This is a genomic window from Micromonospora kangleipakensis (genome assembly GCF_004217615.1).
In the GTDB taxonomy this organism is placed as follows: Bacteria; Actinomycetota; Actinomycetes; order Mycobacteriales; family Micromonosporaceae; genus Micromonospora; species Micromonospora kangleipakensis.
Genome location: NZ_SHLD01000001.1, coordinates 5574677 through 5595153, shown reverse-complemented (window position 1 = coordinate 5595153; position 20477 = coordinate 5574677). Strand labels below are relative to the sequence as shown.

The 20477-nt window shown below is 67.2% G+C and carries 8 protein-coding genes and 1 pseudogene; 5 read left to right on the top strand and 4 right to left on the bottom strand.

All coding sequences use genetic code 11. From position 1 onward, the window contains the following. Nucleotides 1–1200 precede the first annotated feature (1200 nt). On the bottom strand, nucleotides 1201–1746 hold the full coding sequence (locus EV384_RS26695; RefSeq protein ID WP_130337550.1) for a GNAT family N-acetyltransferase: 546 nt from the start codon (nucleotides 1744–1746) through the stop codon (nucleotides 1201–1203). 153 nt (nucleotides 1747–1899) lie between these two features. Between EV384_RS26695 and EV384_RS26690 the strand changes: the two genes are divergently transcribed. From EV384_RS26690 to EV384_RS26680, 3 genes are all read left to right on the top strand, one after another. Continuing rightward, nucleotides 1900–3339, top strand: a complete 1440-nt coding sequence (locus EV384_RS26690) for a hypothetical protein (RefSeq protein ID WP_130337548.1) — start codon at nucleotides 1900–1902, stop codon at nucleotides 3337–3339. A gap of 258 nt (nucleotides 3340–3597) precedes the next feature. Further along, complete coding sequence (locus tag EV384_RS26685; protein WP_130337546.1) at nucleotides 3598–4836, top strand: esterase-like activity of phytase family protein; 1239 nt, start codon at nucleotides 3598–3600, stop codon at nucleotides 4834–4836. Nucleotides 4837–5737: 901 nt separating this feature from the next. Further along, a complete protein-coding gene (locus EV384_RS26680; protein WP_130337544.1) occupies nucleotides 5738–6454 on the top strand; it encodes a GNAT family N-acetyltransferase in 717 nt (238 codons plus the stop codon). A gap of 121 nt (nucleotides 6455–6575) precedes the next feature. Here EV384_RS26680 and EV384_RS26675 read toward each other — a convergent pair. Continuing rightward, nucleotides 6576–7372, bottom strand: a pseudogene (locus EV384_RS26675) (IS5 family transposase). 1120 nt (nucleotides 7373–8492) lie between these two features. Between EV384_RS26675 and EV384_RS26670 the strand changes: the two are divergent. Next, nucleotides 8493–11717 (top strand): DNRLRE domain-containing protein, encoded by a 3225-nt coding sequence (locus EV384_RS26670; protein WP_130337542.1) that lies wholly within the window; start codon nucleotides 8493–8495, stop codon nucleotides 11715–11717. Nucleotides 11718–11948: 231 nt separating this feature from the next. After that, complete coding sequence (locus EV384_RS26665; RefSeq protein ID WP_130337540.1) at nucleotides 11949–18137, top strand: RHS repeat domain-containing protein; 6189 nt, start codon at nucleotides 11949–11951, stop codon at nucleotides 18135–18137. Between the two features lie 776 nt (nucleotides 18138–18913). On the opposite strand, the gene EV384_RS35590 is transcribed toward EV384_RS26665, so the two are convergent. Together EV384_RS35590 and EV384_RS35585 are read right to left on the bottom strand one after the other, a co-directional pair. Next, nucleotides 18914–19597 carry an integrase core domain-containing protein gene (locus EV384_RS35590; protein WP_242624306.1) on the bottom strand — a complete coding sequence of 228 codons (684 nt, stop codon included), beginning with the start codon at nucleotides 19595–19597 and terminating at the stop codon, nucleotides 18914–18916. Beyond that, nucleotides 19552–19965 carry a hypothetical protein gene (locus tag EV384_RS35585; protein WP_242624305.1) on the bottom strand — a complete coding sequence of 138 codons (414 nt, stop codon included), beginning with the start codon at nucleotides 19963–19965 and terminating at the stop codon, nucleotides 19552–19554. The genes EV384_RS35590 and EV384_RS35585 overlap by 46 nt, the downstream gene beginning before the upstream one ends. Between the last annotated feature and the right edge of the window lie 512 nt (nucleotides 19966–20477).

The following is a 20477-nucleotide window of genomic DNA, read 5'->3' as shown; positions in this document are numbered from 1 at the left end:
GCAAGAATCTCGACGTTGTTGTCCGCATCGCTCATCGGCAGCAGCCGGATGAGGGTGACCACGCTCGTCGGAAATTGAGCTGCTCGGTCAAGGTGAGCCGATCGCGGTCACGTCCCGTGGCGTGGTGTAGATCGCCTGCAGGCTCAGTTGCGCATGGTGGCCCGTCGTTCTTCCTGGCCGCGAGCCGGCGCTTGGCGTTCGAGGCCGTCGTGGGGCCGGCCACGCCGCTGAGGTATTGGCAGGATGGTGTGGGCGATGATAGCGCTGACTCTGCATACCGCGACACGTCCGTGTGATGTGGTTCGAGCGTTCGGGTCTTGGCTGGGGGAGGACATGGTGTCGCGCGGGTTTCGGTGGCTGGCCTCGACCACGACGTTGCGGCGCAGTTTGAACGAGCGCGTGGAACAGGTTGTCCTGCAGGGGGTCGACGCGTAACCGGAGGGGCAAGCAGTTGCTGGTCAGCGCCGATCAGCTGCCGCCGGTCTAGGGCCCCGAGATTGGGGGAGCACGTTGGGAGCAACCGGATGCACTGAACGGCGTTGAATAGCGTCCAACGGCACCGAGCGGGGCTCATCTGCACCCATCGCGACCAGCGGGTTTTCGTTTCCGCAGGTCAGAGTGGGTGTGGCGTCCTGGTTCACACGGAGTGCTCCCCGGTTTTGCGCAGCAGTCGACAGCACTCTATGTCCCCTGGCAGGGGAGTATGCGCAGGTCACGGCGGTAAGGAGCTGCTGGATGGCATGGCCTTGCAAGTGGGAGCAGATTGGGTGCAGGTTGGCGAAGTGGTCACCGCGCCCGAAGTGCTCACCGACACTGGACAGAGCCGAGTGCTCTGACCTGCGGTGATGTGGGCGAGCGGCCCGGCGTGACCTCCCAGAGAACACCGAAGTGGTCACGCTGGCAATGCTGTCCCGCCCACACGCTCTACCGGCGGCGCCCACCGGCTTTGCCGGACAGGGTTGGAGTTACTAGATCGGCGCTTGTCGCTGCGGTTCGCCAGGTAGCCGCTGGCGCCGGTCCCGCTTCCTGGAACATCGATCTCACGTGCAGCGGCTTGACCAGGCCTTACTATTCGGTGAGCTCTTCGGCACACCCGAAGGGGTCAGCATCCGTGGCTTTCGCTGGTCCGCCTGGCGGTGTCCTTATCTCGAGTCCTCATCTGGGGAATGAGTGCGTTGCTCGGGACAGCGCCGTCTGCTGCTAGCCAGGAGAGATTCGGTACAGGACGTGCCGGCGGAGCCGATGGCCCGGCGGCAAGTCGGGGTGGTCGAAGTCGTCTGCCGGGTCGCGGGCCATGCCGAGCCGCTCCATGACCGCCCGCGACCTGGCATTGATAGCGGCCGTGAAAGAGACGATCATCGGAAGCGCCGCGCGGGTGAAGCCGTAGTCGATCGCCGCCCGGGCTGCCTCCGTCGCATACCCCTGGCCCCAGGCCGGTCGCGCCAGCCGCCAGCCAACCTCCACTGCGGGTATGAAGTGAGCCTCGAACCCGGGCACCGACAGGCCGGTCAACCCGACGAACTGCCCGGTCGTAACCACCTCGATGGCCCACAGCCCGAACCCATGTTGCTCGAAGCCGGCCTCGATACGGTCGACCAGTAAATCACTGTCGCGGCGGGTGAGCGGTGCGGGAAAGTGTTCCATGACCTCGGGGTCGGCGTTCATTTGCGCGAACGCTGCCCGGTCGGCCTCCCGCCAACGCCGCAGCCGCAGCCGCTCCGTCCTCAACTCATGACCGTGACCCATCGCCGCCTCCTTACCGAGGCGTCTCCCTCGCCATGGCCCCGATCTTGCCAGGGCAGGCAGTTCCAAAGCAGCGCCGCCGTCGCAGAGCCAGCACCGGGGTGGACGGCACTCGACCGCCTCACCCGGGGTGAGATCGATGGCCGCAGGCACGTCATGTCGCCGACCGAGTACCTGGTCATGCACGTGCCCGGCTTCGAATCCGTGGCCAGAGGCCGCTGCGAGATGGTTCTTGGCGGGGCCGGCGGTCGAATCGATGACAACTATCAGCCAATTGACGGCGGCGCGTCCGGCGAGAACGCTAGGAGCGGGGGCAGCCCTCCGAAGCAGGTGACACTCGCCACGCTGGCGGGAAGGCGCTTCGGCCGGCATCGACAACGTCCGGCATCGGCGACGTTAGGAAGTCCTGCCATGGACGACCCGCGACCTCCCAAGTCAACAACCTGGGAATCTCGCCGGCCTGCGCGGCGCGCGTGGTGGCCGGTCATCGGCGGTTGGGCCGTAGTGGTGCTGGCAATCAACAGCTGTGGGCAGCCGGTGCGGCAGGCTCCGCCGGCGGGAACTTCGACCGGAGTCGTCAAGCAGACGCTTGACGTGATTCGCGGCCGCTACACCATGATCATGAGGCAGGACGGACAGGAGTTCCGTCAGGAGTACGAGGTGATCGCCGACGGCAATCGGCGTACCCGCATTAACTACTTCGGGGAACCGGAGACGGACTGGGAGAAGAGGACCGACGGCAGTTGGACGGTCTGGGACGGCCAGGTCCTGCTCGACTACAACCCGAATGGCGAGCCGGCGTACACCCGGGTCGACGACCCGGACGCCGGCCAGCGGCCGGTCTACGTCCTTCGGGAGGGCTCGCAGCATTTCCGGCGGGCGTGCCCGGAGGCCCGCCGCTTGGGGACGCACACCTTACTCGGGCACACCGCCGTCCGCTATGCGTGCGCCGCCTCGATTGACGAGGGCGGGATGCCCGAGCCGCACGAGATGTCGTTGGATCAGGCGACAGGGCTGCTACTCAAGGATGATGGAGCGACGCTGTCCATCGTGGCTACCGACGTCGATTTCGTTCACACTGTTGACGTTGGCACGTTCTCCACTGAGCTACCCGTCGGCGCGCAAGACGCGTCCGATCTGAGGATCGAGGACTTCCGCCTGCCGCGGGTGGGCGGCGGCGAGCTCGCATTGGCCGACTATCCGCCGCCGTTGGTGATCGTCGTCGGAGATGCGGCGGGCATCCGAAAGATGGTGGCTCGACTCCTACCGTTGACGCAGGGCGGCGTCCGACCGCGGGTGATCGGCATGCTCGTCGCAGTACCGCCCGCGGATTGGAAGGGCAGCCTGCTCAACCCGGCCGACGCCGCGTCCTTGGCCGAGGAGGCGTCGAAGGCGGCAGGCCCGTTCCCCGTGCCGGTTGGCGTGGACATCAAGGGTACGGCCGGATACCACATCAGCCAGGCAACCGGTATCGAAGCCGGGCAGACCAAGCCAACCGCGGTTGGTTTCGTCGCCTCCGACAAGACGGTGGCGAACGCTAGCACGGATGCTGCAACCGACGACGAGCTGCGCGAATTGATCGACACGCTGCAATGATTGTCTGTTCTCCTCGACGAGCATAATTCGGCGGTTGCGCCGGAATCGGAAGTCGCGCGTTGGTGAGCGGCGACGGCGAACCTTTACCGGTCAATCGTCCACGCAATCGCATCGTTGAGCGGATGGTCACGCGTTCCGATTTGGGTCAGGCTGGAGACCGAGTCGGTCCCGTGCGGGCGTCGGACCTCGGCAACCTGTACCCGGGACACGGGCTTACGCAAGCTCACTAGTGGTTCACACCGTCCTGAGGAGCCGGTGATGATCAAGCGACTGTCCACGTTCGCCGCTGCCGCGCTCGCGGCGACGGTGGCGATCCCATCCCTCGGCGCACACGCCGATGACACCGGAAGCGGGCAACCGACCCTGCTCGGTCGCGCCGTGCTGCCGGTCGAGACGTACGCCCCCGGCCCGCCCTCCGGGACCCTCTTGCCTCCCGGGACCGTCAACGGGATCACATTCCCGCTGCCTTCGCAGCCGGTCGAGGGGTTCTCGGCGATCGTCGCTGGCCGACACCCAGGGGAATACCTCGCCATGCCAGACAACGGGTTCGGCGCGAAGGCGAACTCGAGGGACTTCCTCATCCGCGCCTACTACATCCGGCCGGACTTCAAGACCGCCAAGGATGGGAGCGGCGAGGTCGCCGTCGATCTGAACGAGTTCATCCAGTTCCGTGACCCCGACGGTCTGATCGGCTTCACGATCGTCAACGAGGGGACGACCGAACGGTCGTTGACCGGCGGCGACATCGATCCTGAGTCCCTGCAGCGTGGCGCTGATGGGGACCTGTGGGTCGGCGACGAGTTCGGCCCGTGGGTCCTGCACTTCGACGCCACCGGCAAACTGCTGGACCCGCCCTTCGCGGCTCCGGGCGGCCTGCGGTCGCCCAACAACCCCCACCTCGGCGGTGCGGCGGCAACCCAGCCCAACAGCCGCGGCTTCGAGGCCATGGCCATCAGCCCGGACGGCCAGTACCTGTACCCGGCGCTCGAGGGGGCCACGACGGCCGAACTCGGCACCACGCGGCGCCACGTCTTCGAGTTCAGCGTCCGCGACGAGGCCTTCACGGGACGGGTCTGGCTGTACCAGACCGAGCAGCCCGGCTACTTCGTGTCAGACATGGCGGCCCTCGACCGGCACTACCTCGCGGTGATCGAGCGCGACGGCGGTCTCGGGCTGAACGCGCTGTTCCGCAAGGTGTACGTCGTGAACCTCGCCGATATCGATGCAGGCGGCTCGCTCGTGAAGACGGAGGCCGTCGACCTAGCGGCCGTGCCCGACCCCGACCTGGTTTCCCTGCCCCCCATCCACAACGGCGACGTCGGACTCGGCAACCCGTACCGCGTAACGTGCGAGTCGATCGAGGCCATCCATCAGATCGACGGCAACCAGTTGCTGCTCGGCTGTGACAACAATTTCCCCAACACAGGCCGCAACCCCGGCCGGGCGGACGACAGCGAGTTCATCGTCGTGAAGGTGCCCGGCCTCCGCCGCGAGTAGAGAGAGCAGAGCGTCGCACGACCCTCCGACGGGCATGCACGATGCTGCCGGGACGGTGACGGTCCCGGCAGCACCACCTCGCGTTTCCCTGCTGTGCCCGGGAGTGAACCGCTCTGGGTCTTGTTGACGTCAGTGAATTGGGTGCCGGTGATGGCCGGGGGAGTTGGGGCAGGAGCAGGAGCGGGTTGGGAGCAACGGGGTGCGTTGAACAGCGCTGAACTGCATCGAACGGTGCCCAACTGCACCCAACTGCAGCCATGCGCACCTGCGGCTCCACGTTTCCGCAGGCCAGACGCGGTGCGGCGTCCCGTTTCACAAACTGCGCTCAACGGCAGTGAACAGCAGTCAACGGCAGTCTATGTCGCCTGGTAGGGGCGTATCCGCAAGGTCAGAGCGGGAAGGAGTTCCGGCTTGCTTGGGCCTTGCAGGTGGGTGCAGATTGGGTGCAGCTTGGCGAAGTGGTCACCGCGTCCGAAGTGCTCACTGAGGCCGGACAGAGCAGAGCGCTTTGACCTGCGACGATGCGGGCGAACGAGTCGGCGTGACCTCCCAGAGAACACCGAAGTGTTCACGCTTCGTTGCTCTCTGCCTGGCTGGTGCCGGCCGTCGTCTGGGACACCGGCAAGCGCCAGCAGAGAGCGCCTCGCCGCATCGACGTATAACCTTGAGCATTGCCGCGCAGGCACCGGTGTCAGTCCTGCTAGGTGAGACTCGGATCCCACCGGCAACGCCCGGACCAGTGCTTTCTGTGTGGTGACCTCTTCGGCGGACCCGAAGTCCTCAACACTCGTAGCTGTCGCTCGTAAGCCGGGCGACATCCCACGGCAGGTGGGCCCCGAGCATCGTCGTGGACTGGCGAAATGGGTAGACAAGGGGATGTGAGTCGAGGTGTGGTGTTCGGATGGGTGACGCTGCTGTGCGGATCTCGACCGCCCACGCGGACACCGCCGATCTCACCCCGGCCAGCGGCGACTGGGCTGTCGTGTCCGGCGTGCCGTGTCAGCACATCGCGTTGCCCTACCCGTGGGCCACCACCGGGCGGGTTCTCGCGTTGCCCGGTCCGCCCACCGCCGACCAGGTGACTCAGGTGGCCGCCTGGCTGCGGGCCAGATCACCGCGATGGACGCTGATGGTTCGGGCCGAGGACGAGCACCAGGTCGCCGGCTTTCAGCGGTGGGATCTGATACCCGTACTAGCCCTGCAAGGTCCGCCTCGATCGCGCCCGCGATCGGTGGCCGACATCGGACCGGCCCGTGACCGCGACGAGTTCCTCGTCCCCTATGGAGCCGCACTGGCGCCCCTGGTCACCGACGCCCACCTTGCCTCCGAACGGATGCATCACCTGGTAGCACGGGTCGGCGGCAAACCAGTCGGCTGCGCGCGGGTGAGGCTCATGGCCGACACCGCGTACCTGGGAGCCATCACCGTGCTTCCCGCCTGGCAGCGCAAGGGACTCGGCACCGCGCTGACCATCGCTGCAGGTGAACTCGCCGCCAGATACTCCGACCTGGTCTGGCTGCACTGCACCCCAGGTTCACGGGCCCTCTACGAACGGCTCGGGTACCGCCACGTCGACGACCATGCCCTACTCGTACCCGTACCAGGGGCCAAGGGATAGTATGAAATGTTGATCAACTCGTGAAGCGACCTTGGGATGGCTCGCGCGGACGGCCAGGATCGGGGGAGCGCCTTGGGAGCAGTCGGGTGCACTGAACGGCGCTGAACTGCACTAAGAGGTCCTAACAAAGTCGTACGACGTGTCGGTAGGTGATGATGCAGGTCGCGAGGCTGAGGAAGGCTTCGTGGATGTCGTCGCGGCGTTCCCACCGGATGCGGAGCCGTTTCATGCCGTGGTATCAGGCGATCGTTCGCTCGATCACCCACCGGTAGACGCCCAGCCCGGAGCCGTGTGGTGTGCCGCGGCGAGCGATCCGCGGGCGCATACCCTTGGCCCGTACGGCTTTGCGGTACTTGTCGTGGTCGTGGGCCCGGTCGGCGAACAGTTCGTCGGGGCGCCGGCGGGGCCGGCCTCGCCGGCCGCGGACCGTTGGGACCTTGTCGATCAACGGCAGCAGTTGGGTGACGTCGTTGCGGTTGCCGCCGGTCAGCGACGCGCACAGGGGGATGCCGGCGCCCTCGGTCAGGACGTGGTGCTTCGAGCCCGCTCGGGCGCGGTCGACCGGGCTCGGTCCGCTTTTGGGCCGCGTCTGGCCGCACGGACGTGGGAGGAGTCGATGACCGCCCGGGACCAGTCCAGCTTTCCCGCGGCTTGCAGCTCGGCGAGCAGTAGTTCGTGCAGCTGCTGCCACACCCCGGCCCGGTTCCACTCCTCGAGCCGCCGCCAGCAGGTCATCCCGGACCCGAACCCGAGCTCCTGGGGCAGGAACTCCCACTGGATGCCGGTGTGCAGCACGAACAGGATCCCGGACAACACCTGCCGATCCGGGATCCGTTTCCGTCCCGGACGCCGGGGATCGCGGAGCACAGGCTTGGGCAGCAACGGCTCAATGCGCTGCCACAACCCGTCCGGCACGATCCACGGCGGCTGCTCACCACGCCTCACGGCCAGACATCGTAGACCACTATCCACAAAGGACGGAAGAGGCATAGATCACTTCTGTTAGGAACTCTAAACGGCACCGAACGACGCCCAATGGCATAGGCCCCGACCTGCGGTCTTGCGTTTCCGCAGGTCAGAGCCGGTGCAGCGTCCTGCTTCACACGGCAGTGCTCAACGGCGCTGAACGGACTTCAACGGCGCTCTATCCCACCTGATGGGGGAGTCTGCGCAGGTCGGGCCCGTAACGACCTGGCATGTGGGTTGGGCCTTGCGCTGGGAGCAGATTGGGAGCACACCTCCGAAGTGGTCACGCTAGCGAAGCGCTCAACGGCGGCCGCCTTGGGCAGGGCGCTGAGCAGCAACGATGTGGCTATCTGGCGTGCTTGACCTCCCAGTGAAGGTCGTAGTGCTCAGCCTCGGCTGCTCCCCGCTTGGTCGGTGCTGACTGTCGATCGAGTCCCGTGGCTCCCGTCTAGAACGGCGCTGCTGTATCGGCGTATGGCACTGGAATATGCCGGGCTGACGTCGTAAGGCATCCCGCGAGCTGAGTCTCGGATCCCACCTGCAATGCCGTGACCAGCGCATTCCGCGCGCTGACCTCTTCGGGAAGACCAAAGTGGTCAAAGCCGCGGGCGCTACGAGGGCCGACCGCGCAACCGGCAATGCCAACCGTCTCGGCGGGTCAGCGTTCGAACGACTTGGTCGGCGCTTATCGCTGCGCCTCGCCGTCCAGCCCTGGCCGCTGTCCCACCTCCTGGAACTCCCACCCCTGTGCGTTGACCAGGGCATGCTGTGCGCTGACCTTTTCGGCGGCTCCGATGGAGTCAGAAGTGCTCTGTGCTTGACTGGGTCAGGTGCTGTCCGGCCGGTGGGGGTCTTCGAGTCTTCGCCACGCTGGGTCACGTGGTTGCCCGTCGTGCGGCTCTAGTCCCGTTCTGTCGTAGCAAGTTGTAGTGGTCATTGACACCGATGATCAACGTTCGTACCGTGCGCTCATCCATTTCGATGAGTTACGGGGGCGGTCGTGACTGGTGGGTTTGACGCTGCGCGTCTTTTGCGGGCCAGGCGGGCAAGATGGCGTGGGGCGGTCGGCGCGTTGGCGGCCCTGTTGGTGGTGACGATGGCGCCGTCGCAGGCGGTCGGCGCGTCGGTGACCTCGAAGCCCGTCTCCGGTGCCGCGTCCGCGGTGGCAGCCTCTCAGGCCGCGGAGGAGGCTTCCGCCGCGGCGTTGGCCTACCGCACCCGCAGGCCCGTCCTGGTCGCTGGCCGGACCACGGAGTCGTCCCGCACGTGGGCGCAGCCTGATGGCACGTTCAAGTCGGAGGTGTCCCTGGCTCCGGAGCGGGTGAAGGAGGACAGCGGCGCCTGGCGTGAGATCGACCTGAACCTGGAGCGGAAGCCCGGCGGGTCGGTGGCGCCGCGGGTGCACGCGCGTGGCGTCGTCCTCGCCGGTGCCCGTTCCGCCGGCTCGGATTCCCTGGTGTCACTCGGACGGGGCGGCGACTCGGTGGCCCTGGGGTGGCGTGGGGCGCTGCCTGCGCCGGTGCTGTCCGGCAACCGCGCGACCTACCCGGAGGTGCGTCCGGACGTGGACCTCGTCGTGGAGGTTCTGCCGGCGGGGTTCCGGTATTTCCTGACGGTGAAGACGCCGCAGGCGGCCGCCGGCTTGGCGAAGGTGGCGATGCCGTGGCGTACGGGCGGTTTGGCGCGGACGGCGGCCGCGCCGGGGAGCGTGCTGCGTTACGCGGCTGCGTCGGGCGCCAAGGTTGTGGTGTCGCCGGCGGAGATGTGGGACGCCTCAGTCTCGCCCCGGACGGGCGAGCACGCGCGGCGGGCGCCGGTGGGGGTGGCCGTCCAGGGTGACGGCGACGCCGCCGATCTGGTGCTCACCCCGGATCCGGCGCTCCTCGCCGATCCCGCCGTGAAGTACCCGATCACCATCGACCCGTCGATCAACCTGAACCCGTCGTTCGACGCCTTCGTGCAGGACACCTACTCGTCGGACCAGTCGGGGGACGAGGACCTGAAGCTCGGCTGGAACGATGACGCCAGTGAGGGTTGTGGTTCCGGCTGCACCGCCCGTTCGTTCCTGAGTTTCAGCGGCCTGAGCGGCTACAACGGCGCCACCGTTGTCTCCGCTGAGCTTTTCCTGTGGAACTACCACTCGTGGTCTTGCACCGCGGCGGCGTGGGAGTCGTGGCGGACCTCGTCGGTCAGCACGGCGACCCGGTGGACGAGCCAGCCGAGCTGGGTCGAGCAGGACGGCTCCTCGACCGGGACGAAGGGCTACGGCGGCTGCGCCGACGGTTGGGTCTCCGTGTCGGTGAAGAAGACCTTCCAGGCCGCGTTCAGCGCCGGCGCCTCCTCCGCGGCGGTGGGCCTGCGTGCCGACAGCGAGAGCAACCACAACGGGTGGAAGCGGTTCCGGTCCTCCGAGGCGTCCTCCGGGCGGCCGTACGTGACGCTCGTCTACAACCGCACCCCCAACGCGCCGACCACCCAGACCATCGACTCGTGCTACACGGCTTGCAGCTCGCCGGCGATCGTCCGCTCGGGCACGCCGACCATTTCGGCGAAGGTGTCCGACCCCGACGGTGGGACGCTGCGCACCGAGTACGAGGTCTACGACAATGCGAAGACCACCCTGAAAGCCAAGTCCGGCACAGCGGTCACCGGCGTGAGCTCCGGCACCGCCAGGCCTTGGCGGATCGTGCCGCTGTCCGGGACCAGGCTGCCGGACGGGGTGTACAACTGGCGGGCCAGGGCGTGTGACTCGTACGTCTGCGGCGGCTACTCGGGCTGGTTCACCTTCACCATCGACACGACCGATCCGTCGCTGCCCACCGTCTCGAGCACGTCCTACCCGGAGAAGGCGACCGGGACGTGGAGCGGCGGGCCGGGCCAGGCGGGCAACTTCGTCTTCGGCCCCAACGGCGCCACCGAGATCAGCCAGTACGTGTACTCCCTCAACGGCGGCAACGCCGTCACGGTCTCCGCCGGCACGCTCTCCTCGACCCAGAAGCTGAGCAGCAGCCAGCAGACCGTCGCGGACCTCTCGGGCTTCACCGCGTCCAGCATGGCGATCCTCTCGCAGTACACGTACGCTCACACCGGGCCGTACTCGCTGAAGATCGACCACCCATACGCTTTCGGGACCACCGACAGCTACGCTAGCTTCGGCACCGACACGGAACTCCAGGTGGGCATGAAGGCCGGCCGTCGGTACACCGTCTCGGGCTGGATCTACGCACCGATCACCACTCTGCAGGCGACCCAGTCGACCAACAGCCTCCGGATCGTCGTCCGCTACGAGGACGACGAGGGCGTGCACTACGTGCGGTCGAGCAAGCTGACCCAGGCCATGACCTGGACCAACCTCTCCGTCACGGTGACCCTGCCGGCCGGTACGACAGCCGCTGGCATCCGCCTCTACAACGGCGTGGAGCGGATTTCCGGCGCGAGCGGTAACAAGCCGGTCTACTACGACGACCTGTCCGTGGTGGAGGAGGGTGGTCTCACCCGGAGCATCACGCCCAACCAGGACGGGGTTAACGTGCTCACGGTCCAGTCCCGCAACGCTGCGGGCGCCACCTCGGATCCGCGGGTGTACCAGTTCCTCGTCACCCCGAGCACCGGATCGTGGAACTGGACGCTGGACGAGAACGCCGGGACCACCGCCGCGTCCGTGCCGAGCACCCGCCCGGCGACGCTGAGTGCCGCCCCCGGGGCTGGCTGGACGACTCCGGGTCGGGTCGGCCCAGCGGCACTGGCTCTGGACGGGACCGGTAGCGCGACCACGACCTCGGCCGTGCTCGACACGGCCAATCCGGCCGGGTTCACGGTGGCGGCCTGGGTGCGTAAGTCCGGTGCCGGTGGCGCGGTGCGCACGGCCGTGTCGCAGGACGGGCCGTACGTTTCGATGTTCCGCCTCGGCTACCGCGAAGACCGGGATCTCAACGCCGATGGCGTCCCCGACCCGGCCTGGTGCTTCTCGGCCACCCAAAACGAATCGTCGACGAGTGCGGACATGGCCTGCACCACCGACTACGTGGTGGACGAGGACTGGGTGAGCCTGGTCGGGGTCTACGACAAGATACTCGGTCAGCTGCGGCTCTACGTGAACGGCACTCCCGACTTCGGGGGAACCCTCGCGACCGCGCCGATCACCGGCAGCGGCTGGTCCGCGACGGGTTCGTTCGCGATGGGCCGGGGCTGGACGGGCTTCGCGCCGGCCGAGTACTGGACCGGCGACCTGGACCACGTCTACGCCAGCCAGTACGTCTGGACCGAGTCCGAGATCGTCCAGCACGCCATCGCCTGACGACCTCTTCCGCCTACCAGCCGTCCCTCCTACCCGCGAAGGAGAACCGTGGGTTCCGTCGATGTCGCACGCCCGAGTTCCGGCCGTTTCCTCGCTTCGGTCAGCCGGGTCAGCCGGCGTATCTCCAGCGTGGTGGCGGCTGTCGTAGCCGTCGGCGCGTTGGGCCAACTCCCAGCCTCGGCCGTGGCTCGACCCAACTGGAAGGCACCGAAGGGTAAGGACGTCACCGGGGTGGCGGTTGCGCCCCTGAAGCACAAGACACGGGCGGCCTGGACGGCCGCCGGGCGCGAGGCCCGCGGCCCGGGCCGGGTCACCTGGCCGCCCGCTGCCAAGGCCGAGGTCGACCTCTCGGCGATCCCACTCACCGCCGCGCGGTCGGGCGGCGGCGGGGCACGGGCCGGCGTGCTGCCGATCTGGGTCGCCCCGGCGGGCGAGTCGGACGAGCGACGGTCGGCCGCCGCGCCGGTCGAGAAGGTCACTGTGGAGGTCGGAGACCGGGCAGCCGCCGCGCGGGCGGGCGTTGCCGGCCTCGTCGGCAAGGTGAGCCGGGCTGACGGCGACCGTGCTGCCGGCAGCGTGCGGGTCGAGGTGGACTACACCGGCTTCGCGGCCGCTTACGGGGGCGATTGGGGGTCGCGGCTGCGGGTGGTTTCCCTGCCGGACGGCAAGCCGCTGCCGGGGCGGAACGACACCCGGTCCGGCAGGGTGTCGGCGACCATGCCGGTCTCGGCCAGTGGCGTGGCGACGACCTTCGCGGTGACGGCTAGTCCGTCCGGCGACAACGGCGACTACACCGCGACCAGCCTCTCCGCAGCGGGCACCTGGCAGGTCTCCCAACAGACCGGCGCCTTCTCCTGGTCGTACCCGGTGAACAAGCCGCCGGCGATGGGGGGCCCCGAGCCGTCGATGGCGCTCGGCTACTCCTCTGGTGCGGTGGACGGCCTGACCGCCGGCACGAACACCCAGGGGTCCTGGATCGGCGATGGCTGGAGTCTATGGCCCGGATTCGTGGAGCGCACGTTCAAGTCGTGCGCCGACGACAAAGACGCAATCCGGGGTGGCGACCCGAACAACAAGCTTGTTAACAGCGGTGACCAGTGCTGGTACCGGCCCGAGGGCAACGCGACGATCTCGCTCAACGGGCAGGCCATGGAGCTGGTGAAGTCCACCGGCAACCTGTGGAAGGGCGAGGCCGACGACGGCTCGAAGATCGAGCTGCTGAAGGATGCCTCGTTCGCCAACGGCGACAACGACAACGAGTACTGGAAGTTTACCAAGCCCGACGGCACCCAGTACATTTTCGGCCGTAACCACGGCGTCGGTGGCGCGTCGGCCGGCTCCGCGACCAACTCGGTCTGGACCGCGCCGGTTTACGGCAACCACCCGGATGAGCCGGGCTACGTCGCGGGGGACTACGCGGCGTCGCGAACCACGCAGGCGTGGCGCTGGAACCTCGACTACGTCGTGGACCCGCGGGGCAACACGATGACGTACTTCTACGAGAAGGAGGAGGGCGCCTACGGGCGGGAGGGGAATCCGGACAAGCGCACCACGTACGACCGTGGTGGCTGGTTGACGAAGATCGAGTACGGCAGCCGGCGGGACGCGTCGGCCGGCACGTACGCCGCTGCCCGGGTGCTGTTCGACGTGGGCGACCGCTGCGTCAGCAACTGCTGGTCCGGTCTGGACCCGGTGAAGGCCTCCTGGCTGGACACCCCGTGGGATCAGTACTGCAAGGCCGCGCCCTGCACCGACCAGCTCGCCCCGACGTTCTGGACCGCGAAGCGGCTGTGGCGGATCCGGACTCAGGTCTATTCCGGCTCGGCGGGCAGCTACAACGAGGTCGAGTGGTCGACCCTGCGCCACACCTACCTACAGTCCGGTGCCAACGAGGGCAAGCCCATGTGGCTGTCCGGGATCACCCGTACCGGCAAGGTGACCTCCGCCGGCGGGGCCGAGGTGAGCTACCCGGAAATCGTCTTCGACCCCGGCGAGGAGGCGCTGGCCAACCGGGTCGACGGGATGGCCGACGGCCGTTCCAACCTGTTCCGCTACCGGGTGCGGACTATCACTACGGAGTCCGGCGCTCAGCTGTCGGTGACCTACTCGCCGACGGAGTGCACCCGTAGCACCCTGCCGGAGGTGCACGACAACGCCAAGCGGTGCTACCCGGCGTACTACGGTCCGAAGGGTGAGGAGCCCACTCTCGACTGGTTCCACAAGTACCGGGTGGACCGGGTCGACGTGTACGACAACACTGGCGGGTTCACCCACGAGCAGACCAACTACGACTATCTCGACCAGCCCGCCTGGCACTACGACGACTCCGAGCTGACCGAGCCGAAGAGGCGCACCTGGGGCGAGTTCCGCGGGTACGGCAAGGTGAGGGTGCGTAAGGGACTGGAGTCCGGCGTGCAGTCCGCGACCGAGTACCTCTACTACCGCGGCATGGACGGCGACAAGCAGCCATCCGGCACCCGCAGCGTCGACATCACCGACTCGCAGGGCACGAAGGTCGCCGACGAGGAGCCCTACGCCGGCATGGTGCGCGAGGAAGCCACCCTCCTCGGCGCCGGCGGCAGCTGGATCACCGGCACCATCACCACCCCGGTCAAGCAGGGACCGACCGCCACCTTCAGCAACCTGAAGTCGTACATGACCGGGACCGGGGCGGTCCGCAACCGGCTCAAGCTCGCCGATGGGTCGACCCGGTGGACGAAGACCGTCACCACCTACAACAGCGACAACCTGCCCACCGCTGTCGACGACCTGGGCGACGAGTCCACCGCCACCGATGATCGGTGCACCCGCACCTGGTACGCCCGCAACGCCACCACCTGGATGCTCGACCTGGCCAAGAAAACCGAAACGGTCGGGGTCAACTGCGCCACCACCGCGTCCCTGCCCGGCGACATGCTCTCCGCCACCCGCACCACCTACGACACGGACACCAACGACTGGAACACCTACCTACCGGTATACGGCCATGTCGCCAAGGTCGAGGAAATCGACTCCTGGACCGGCAGCACCCCAACCTGGGTCATCACCAGCCGCGCCAACTACGACACCACCGGCCGGGTCAAGGAGAGCTACGACGCCCTTGGGCGTCTGACGAAGTCCGACTACACACCGACAGCCGGAGGCCCGGTCACCTCGGTGAAGATCACCAACCCGCTGTCCCAGGCAACCACCACGACGTACGCGCCCGCGTGGCATCTGCCCACGACGGTCGAGGATCCTAACGGCCTGCGCACCGACCTCACGTACGACGGCCTGGGCCGACTCCGGCAGGTGTGGCTGCCGGGTCGAGCGAAGGCCAGCTACCCCAGCACGCCGGACCGCGAATTCATCTACAACCTCCGCAACACCGCGTCGGCGGCGATCACGGCGAAGACGTTGCTGCCCTCGGCCACGACGGCCTACCGCACCACCATCACCCTCTACGACGGTCTGCTGCGCGAACGGCAGGCCCAGACCCAGGCGCCTGGCGGTGGCCGGGTCCTCACCGATTCCGTCTACGACTCGCGGGGTCTGCTCGAGTGGACCTCCCAGCCCTACTACGACACCACCAACACGGCCCCGAACACCGATCTCGTCGGCAGCGTCGGAACGCCGGCGGTCCCGGCTCTGACGGAGAACGTCTACGACGGCGCCGGCCGGCTCACTGACGCCATCTTGAAGGTCGGGGTCGACACCAGGTTCAACGAGAAGTGGCGCACCACGACGACCTACGCCGGGGAGCGCACGAGCGTGTCCCCGCCACTGGGTGGTACGGCCACCACCACCATCACCGACGCCCGGGGCTGGACCGTCGCCGTACGGCAGTACAAGAACCGGGCCGATGTCGGCAGCGATACGGCCGGCACGTACGACGAATACCGCTACGGCTACACCGACCGGGGTGAGCAGGCCAGCGTCATCGACCCGGTGGGAAACACCTGGCGCTACACCTACGACCAGCGGGGCCGGAAAATCTCCGAGGAGGACCCGGACCGGGGCGCCAGCAGCTACACCTACAACGCGGCGGGGGAGTTGCTCACCGCCAAGGACGCGCGGAACACGCTCGTGTACTCCTACGACGGCCTGGGGCGGAAGAAGACTGTCAGGGAGGAGACCGACACGGGCAAGCTGCGGGCCGAGTGGACCTACGACACCCTCCAGTACGGCATCGGGAAGCTGACCAAGTCGGTGCGGTACGAGCCGGCCGGCTCCAGCAACGCGTACGTCAACGAGGTCGTCGCCTACGACACTGCCGGACGGCCGAAGGACACCCGGATCAGCATCCCAGCCACCGAGGGCGGACTCTGCGCCTCGAACACGCTCACCCCCTGCTCGTACGACTACAACACGACCTACCGTCCCGACGGTCAGACGGCCACCACCACCCTTCCGGCGGCGGGCGGCCTGGCGGGCGAGAAGCTGACCTACACCTACAACGACGTCGGCCTGCCCAACGGGCAACTTTCCGCATCGCAGATCTACGTCAACCAGACCAGCTACACGAAGCTGGGACAGGTGCTGCAGACGATCCTTGGCGCGACCGGCAAGCGTACCTGGATTACCAACACCACCGACCCGAACACGGGCCGGCTGACCAACAGCAACGCCGTGCCCGAGCTGAAGCCGGAGATCTTCAACTTCACCTACAGTCAGGACCCCCTCGGGAACATCGACAAGATCACCGACACGCCGGCCAACGGTGTGGCGGAAACCGAGTGCTACACCTACGACTACCTGCGCCGCCTCGCCAACGCCTGGACGCCCAACACCGACGACTGCGCGGCCGCCCCGGACGCCACCGAGCTCGGCGGTCCCGCTCCCTACTGGCACGGGTACACCTACACGCCGGGCACGGACAACCGGAAGACCGAGACCTTCTACGAGGGCGGGCAGAAGACCCGGACGTACACCTACCTGGACCAGGGGTTGGGCAGCGGCTCGCAGCCGCACGCGGTGCAGAAGGTGGAGACGACCGGCGCGGTCACGAAGACCGAGAACTACACCTACGACGAGACCGGCAACACCAAGACCCGGCCCGGGCCCAACGGCCAGCAGAACCTCACCTGGGACTACGAGGGCCGGCTGGCCACCAGCTCGGACAGTAGCGGCGGCACCAGCTACGTGTGCGACGCCGACGGCAACCGGCTGATCCGCCGCGACCCAGCGGGCGCCACCCTGTACCTGCCAGGCGGGACCGAGGTGCGTAAACCGACCAGTGCCTCCGCCACCGGCACCCGCTACTACTCTCAGGCGGGCACGTCGGTTGCGGTCCGCGATTCCGCCGGGCGGCTCGACTGGATCGTCTCCGACCACCACGGCACCGCCGAGGCGACGATCCGCAACAGTGACCTGAGCGTGTCACGACGTCGCAGCCTGCCCTTCGGCGGAGAGCGCGGCGCTCCTCCCACGACCTGGCCATCGGTCATGGACAAGGGCTTCGTCGGCGGCATCAAGGATAACAGCGGCCTCACTCACCTCGGCGCCCGTGAGTATGACCCCTCGACCGGCAGCTTTATCTCGGTCGATCCGGTCATGGACATGACCGACCCGCAGCAGTGGCACGGCTACGCCTACTCACACCACAACCCCGCGACGTCCAGCGATCCCACCGGGCTCATCGACACCGACTGCCTGACCATCGCCAGTTGCCCCGACTACCGCGTAGGAGACGAGAAAGGCAACCGTCGCAACAAGGCCAAGAGCCCTACGTGCTGGCCACGATGCTCCGGCTCGCGGGACCTGACGAAGCCGCGGCACTTGACGCGTCCGAACCCGAACAAGCTGCGGTGCGTGAACTGCAACACAGGGCAGGGCACCCCCGGAAATGTCTGGCACGAGACAAACTCGGCACCGTTCACGGTAATCCCGGCGGACCCTCGCCAGTGTCTGTATCCGACGCCAGCGACCTACTGCGCTCTTCCTGGTAACGGTGGATACCGGAACGACTGCGGTCAGTGGGTGTCCGACTACAGCTCCGTATACGAGCCCTGCCAACTTCCCCCACCCGCACCCGCGGAGGAGGACGAGCCGTTCGGTACGGTGAACGTCTGTCTCGGGGTGGGGGCCATACTCGGCGGCGGCGCCTCGCTCGAGGGCTGCCTGGAATTCGACGACAAGGGCATGGGGCTCGGCGGCGGCTTCAAACTGGGCGCTGGCCCGAGCGCCGGCGCCGATGCCACGATCGGTGTCAGCTACTCCAATCAGCGGATCAGCCAGAAGGGCGGCTGCAACCCGTATGGGCAGGTGGCCGCAGGTGAGGGCATCATCGGCTCGATCAGCGGAGAAAGCGACTTCGAAGGCAACTACCAGGTTGGCGTTGCGGGAGGAGTCGGCGCCGAGTTCACTCCAGTCCCGCCGTTCGCTTTCGCGGCTAGTGGCGGGATGTCATGCTCAGACGCGTTCTACCTCTTCCACTACTGACGGGTGACTTGCTGTGGACCATCAGATGGCGAAATCAGAGCTTCTTCGGAGTGGAAGATGGCGAGCGGCCGTCCTTGGACTTCGGATCGGAGTGCTGAGTTTTCCTATCCTGCTCGTCTTGATGCTGGTGGCGCGCATTCCCGGAGCGAAGGAGGCGAGTGTGTCCATCATCCTCGTGCTCCTTCCGGTCGCCGTGACGTCGATCCTCGTGGGCTGGCTGAGCGCTCTTCTCCTGGTTCGCGACACCAGTCGTTACACGGGGGCCAGCTCGGGTCGCCCGAGTACTGATCGAGTCTGGGGACTCATGCGGGCGCTGGTGGTTGACCTTTGTAACCTCCGCAAGTGGTAGGAGTTTGCTGGGCAGCGTCAAACTGTCAGGCATCGAGTGCGAATAGTTATCGCGGTAGCTGCCGTGCGCGGTGGAGAGTGGTCGGCCATGTGGCGACTGCTCAACGGAATCGTGTAGAAACTCGGGGCGGGCGCGACCTGGCGTGACATCCCCCGCCCGCTGGGTGCTGGCAGTTGATCTACAGCCGCTTCTGGGCGGGTCCTCGACCGCGCGTTCGCCCGGATCCTCGCCAGGGCGACCGGGTGGATGAGCCTTCGGCTCGATCGACGATCGAGCCGAAGGCTCAATTCGAGCGCCGAGGCGATCCCGATTTGCGGGAACGCCCATCCCACGAGCAGTTGGCTGACCAGCAGCAGCGGCCCGCACCCGTCCGACAACGGCCTTTGTCTTGCAAGGCTGTCCTTGCCGAAAACCCCATCCGCACAGGTCAGGCGGCATGCTGGTACTCGTGGAGGATGCCGCCGAGGCGATCGCGTCTTCGTATGTCGAGGCGGGCCAGCTTGTCCGGGTCGGTGATCTGTGTGGGCAACGGGCGTAGCGGGCGGGCGTTCGCGATGCCCTGGTGTGGGCGGTGTCCGTTGTAGAACTGTTCGAACTCGCGTAGGGCGTGGAGCAGGTGCCGCTGATTCCAGATCAACGTCCGGTCCAGTAGTTCGCGGCGGCAGGTCTGGACCCACCGTTCCATGATCGCGTTCATTGTCGGCATCTGGATGCCGCTGAGCACGATGTCGATGCCCGCGTCGGCGAGGATGGCGTCGAACAAGTGGGGGAATTTGCCGTCCCGGTCGCGGATCGTGAACCGGGCTCGGCAGCCGGTGTCTTCGAGGTCCATGACAAGGTTCCTCGCGGCCTGTACTACCCATGCGGTGGTCGGGTGCGGGGTGGCGCCGAGGATCCGGATTCGGCGGCTGGCGTGCTCGATCACCGCGAACACGTACATTCGCGCCCCGGATAGGGTGACCGTTTCCAGGAAGTCACAGGCCAGCAGGGCGTCGGCTTGGGAGCGCAGGGAGTCGGCCCAGGTGCTGCAGGCCCGTTCGGGTGCCGGGTCGATGCCGGCCTCCTTCAAGATCTCCCACACCGTGGACGCGGCCACTCGTACGCCCAGCACCAGCAGTTCGCCATGCAGGCGTCGGCAGCCCCAGCTGGGTTTTCCCGGGCCAGACGCAGTACCAGGGTGCGGACGGAACGCACGGTCCGCGGCCGGCCCGGACGCTTCGGTCGGGAGACGGCCACGTGACGGCGGGCGACCAGGTCGTGGTGCCAGCGCAGCACCGTGTCGGGGCGCACGAGCAGCCGCACTCGGCGCAGCACGTCGCGCGGCAGCCGGTGCAGCAGCGCCGCCAGGAACGCACGGTCGCCCGCGGCGAAGCGCACCTTCTCCTTGCCCAGATGGCGCTGCAGCAGCGTGATCTGATGGCGCAGGGCAAGGATTTCCACGTCCTTGTCCCGATTGCTCATCGGCAGCAGGCGCAGCATCGCGAACGCGTTCGTCGCGCTAGGTATGCCAGTCGCAGCAGCACGGCAGCCCATCATGCCGCAGCGATCACCCGGCTGCGCGCAGCGCCAGCACCGGTAACCGGCGCCGACCAACCGGTACCCCGGCTCCCACCAGGGCGGATGACGTTTTCGGCAAGGGCAGGCGCAGCGTCCTGCTTCACACGCAGTGCTCAACGGCAGCTCGCTAACTTCGACGACGCACTATTCGACCTGGTGAAGGAGTATGTGCATGTCAGGCCGGTAAGGAATCAGTAGCAGAGCCGATCCTTGCGCTGGGAGCAGATTGGGTGCACGTCGACGAAGTGGTCACCGCGACAGAAGTGGTCAACCGACATCACGTCGGCTAAGGCGCTGACCAGCAATGATGCGGCGGCCGGATCTGTTTGACCTCCCAGTGAAGACCGAAGTGGTCACTCCGCTGTGGCTTTGTGATCGACCTGCGTCGATAGATCTGTCGGACACCTGGGTGGGTCAGGAGCGAGGCTGCTAAA

Coding starts and splice junctions, on each gene's coding strand:
- EV384_RS26695 (WP_130337550.1), bottom strand. CDS start 1,746: ATGGGTCACGGTCATGAGTTGAGGACGGAGCGGCTGCGGCTGCGGCGT.
- EV384_RS26690 (WP_130337548.1), top strand. CDS start 1,900: ATGTCGCCGACCGAGTACCTGGTCATGCACGTGCCCGGCTTCGAATCC.
- EV384_RS26685 (WP_130337546.1), top strand. CDS start 3,598: ATGATCAAGCGACTGTCCACGTTCGCCGCTGCCGCGCTCGCGGCGACG.
- EV384_RS26680 (WP_130337544.1), top strand. CDS start 5,738: ATGGGTGACGCTGCTGTGCGGATCTCGACCGCCCACGCGGACACCGCC.
- EV384_RS35585 (WP_242624305.1), bottom strand. CDS start 19,965: ATGCTGCGCCTGCTGCCGATGAGCAATCGGGACAAGGACGTGGAAATC.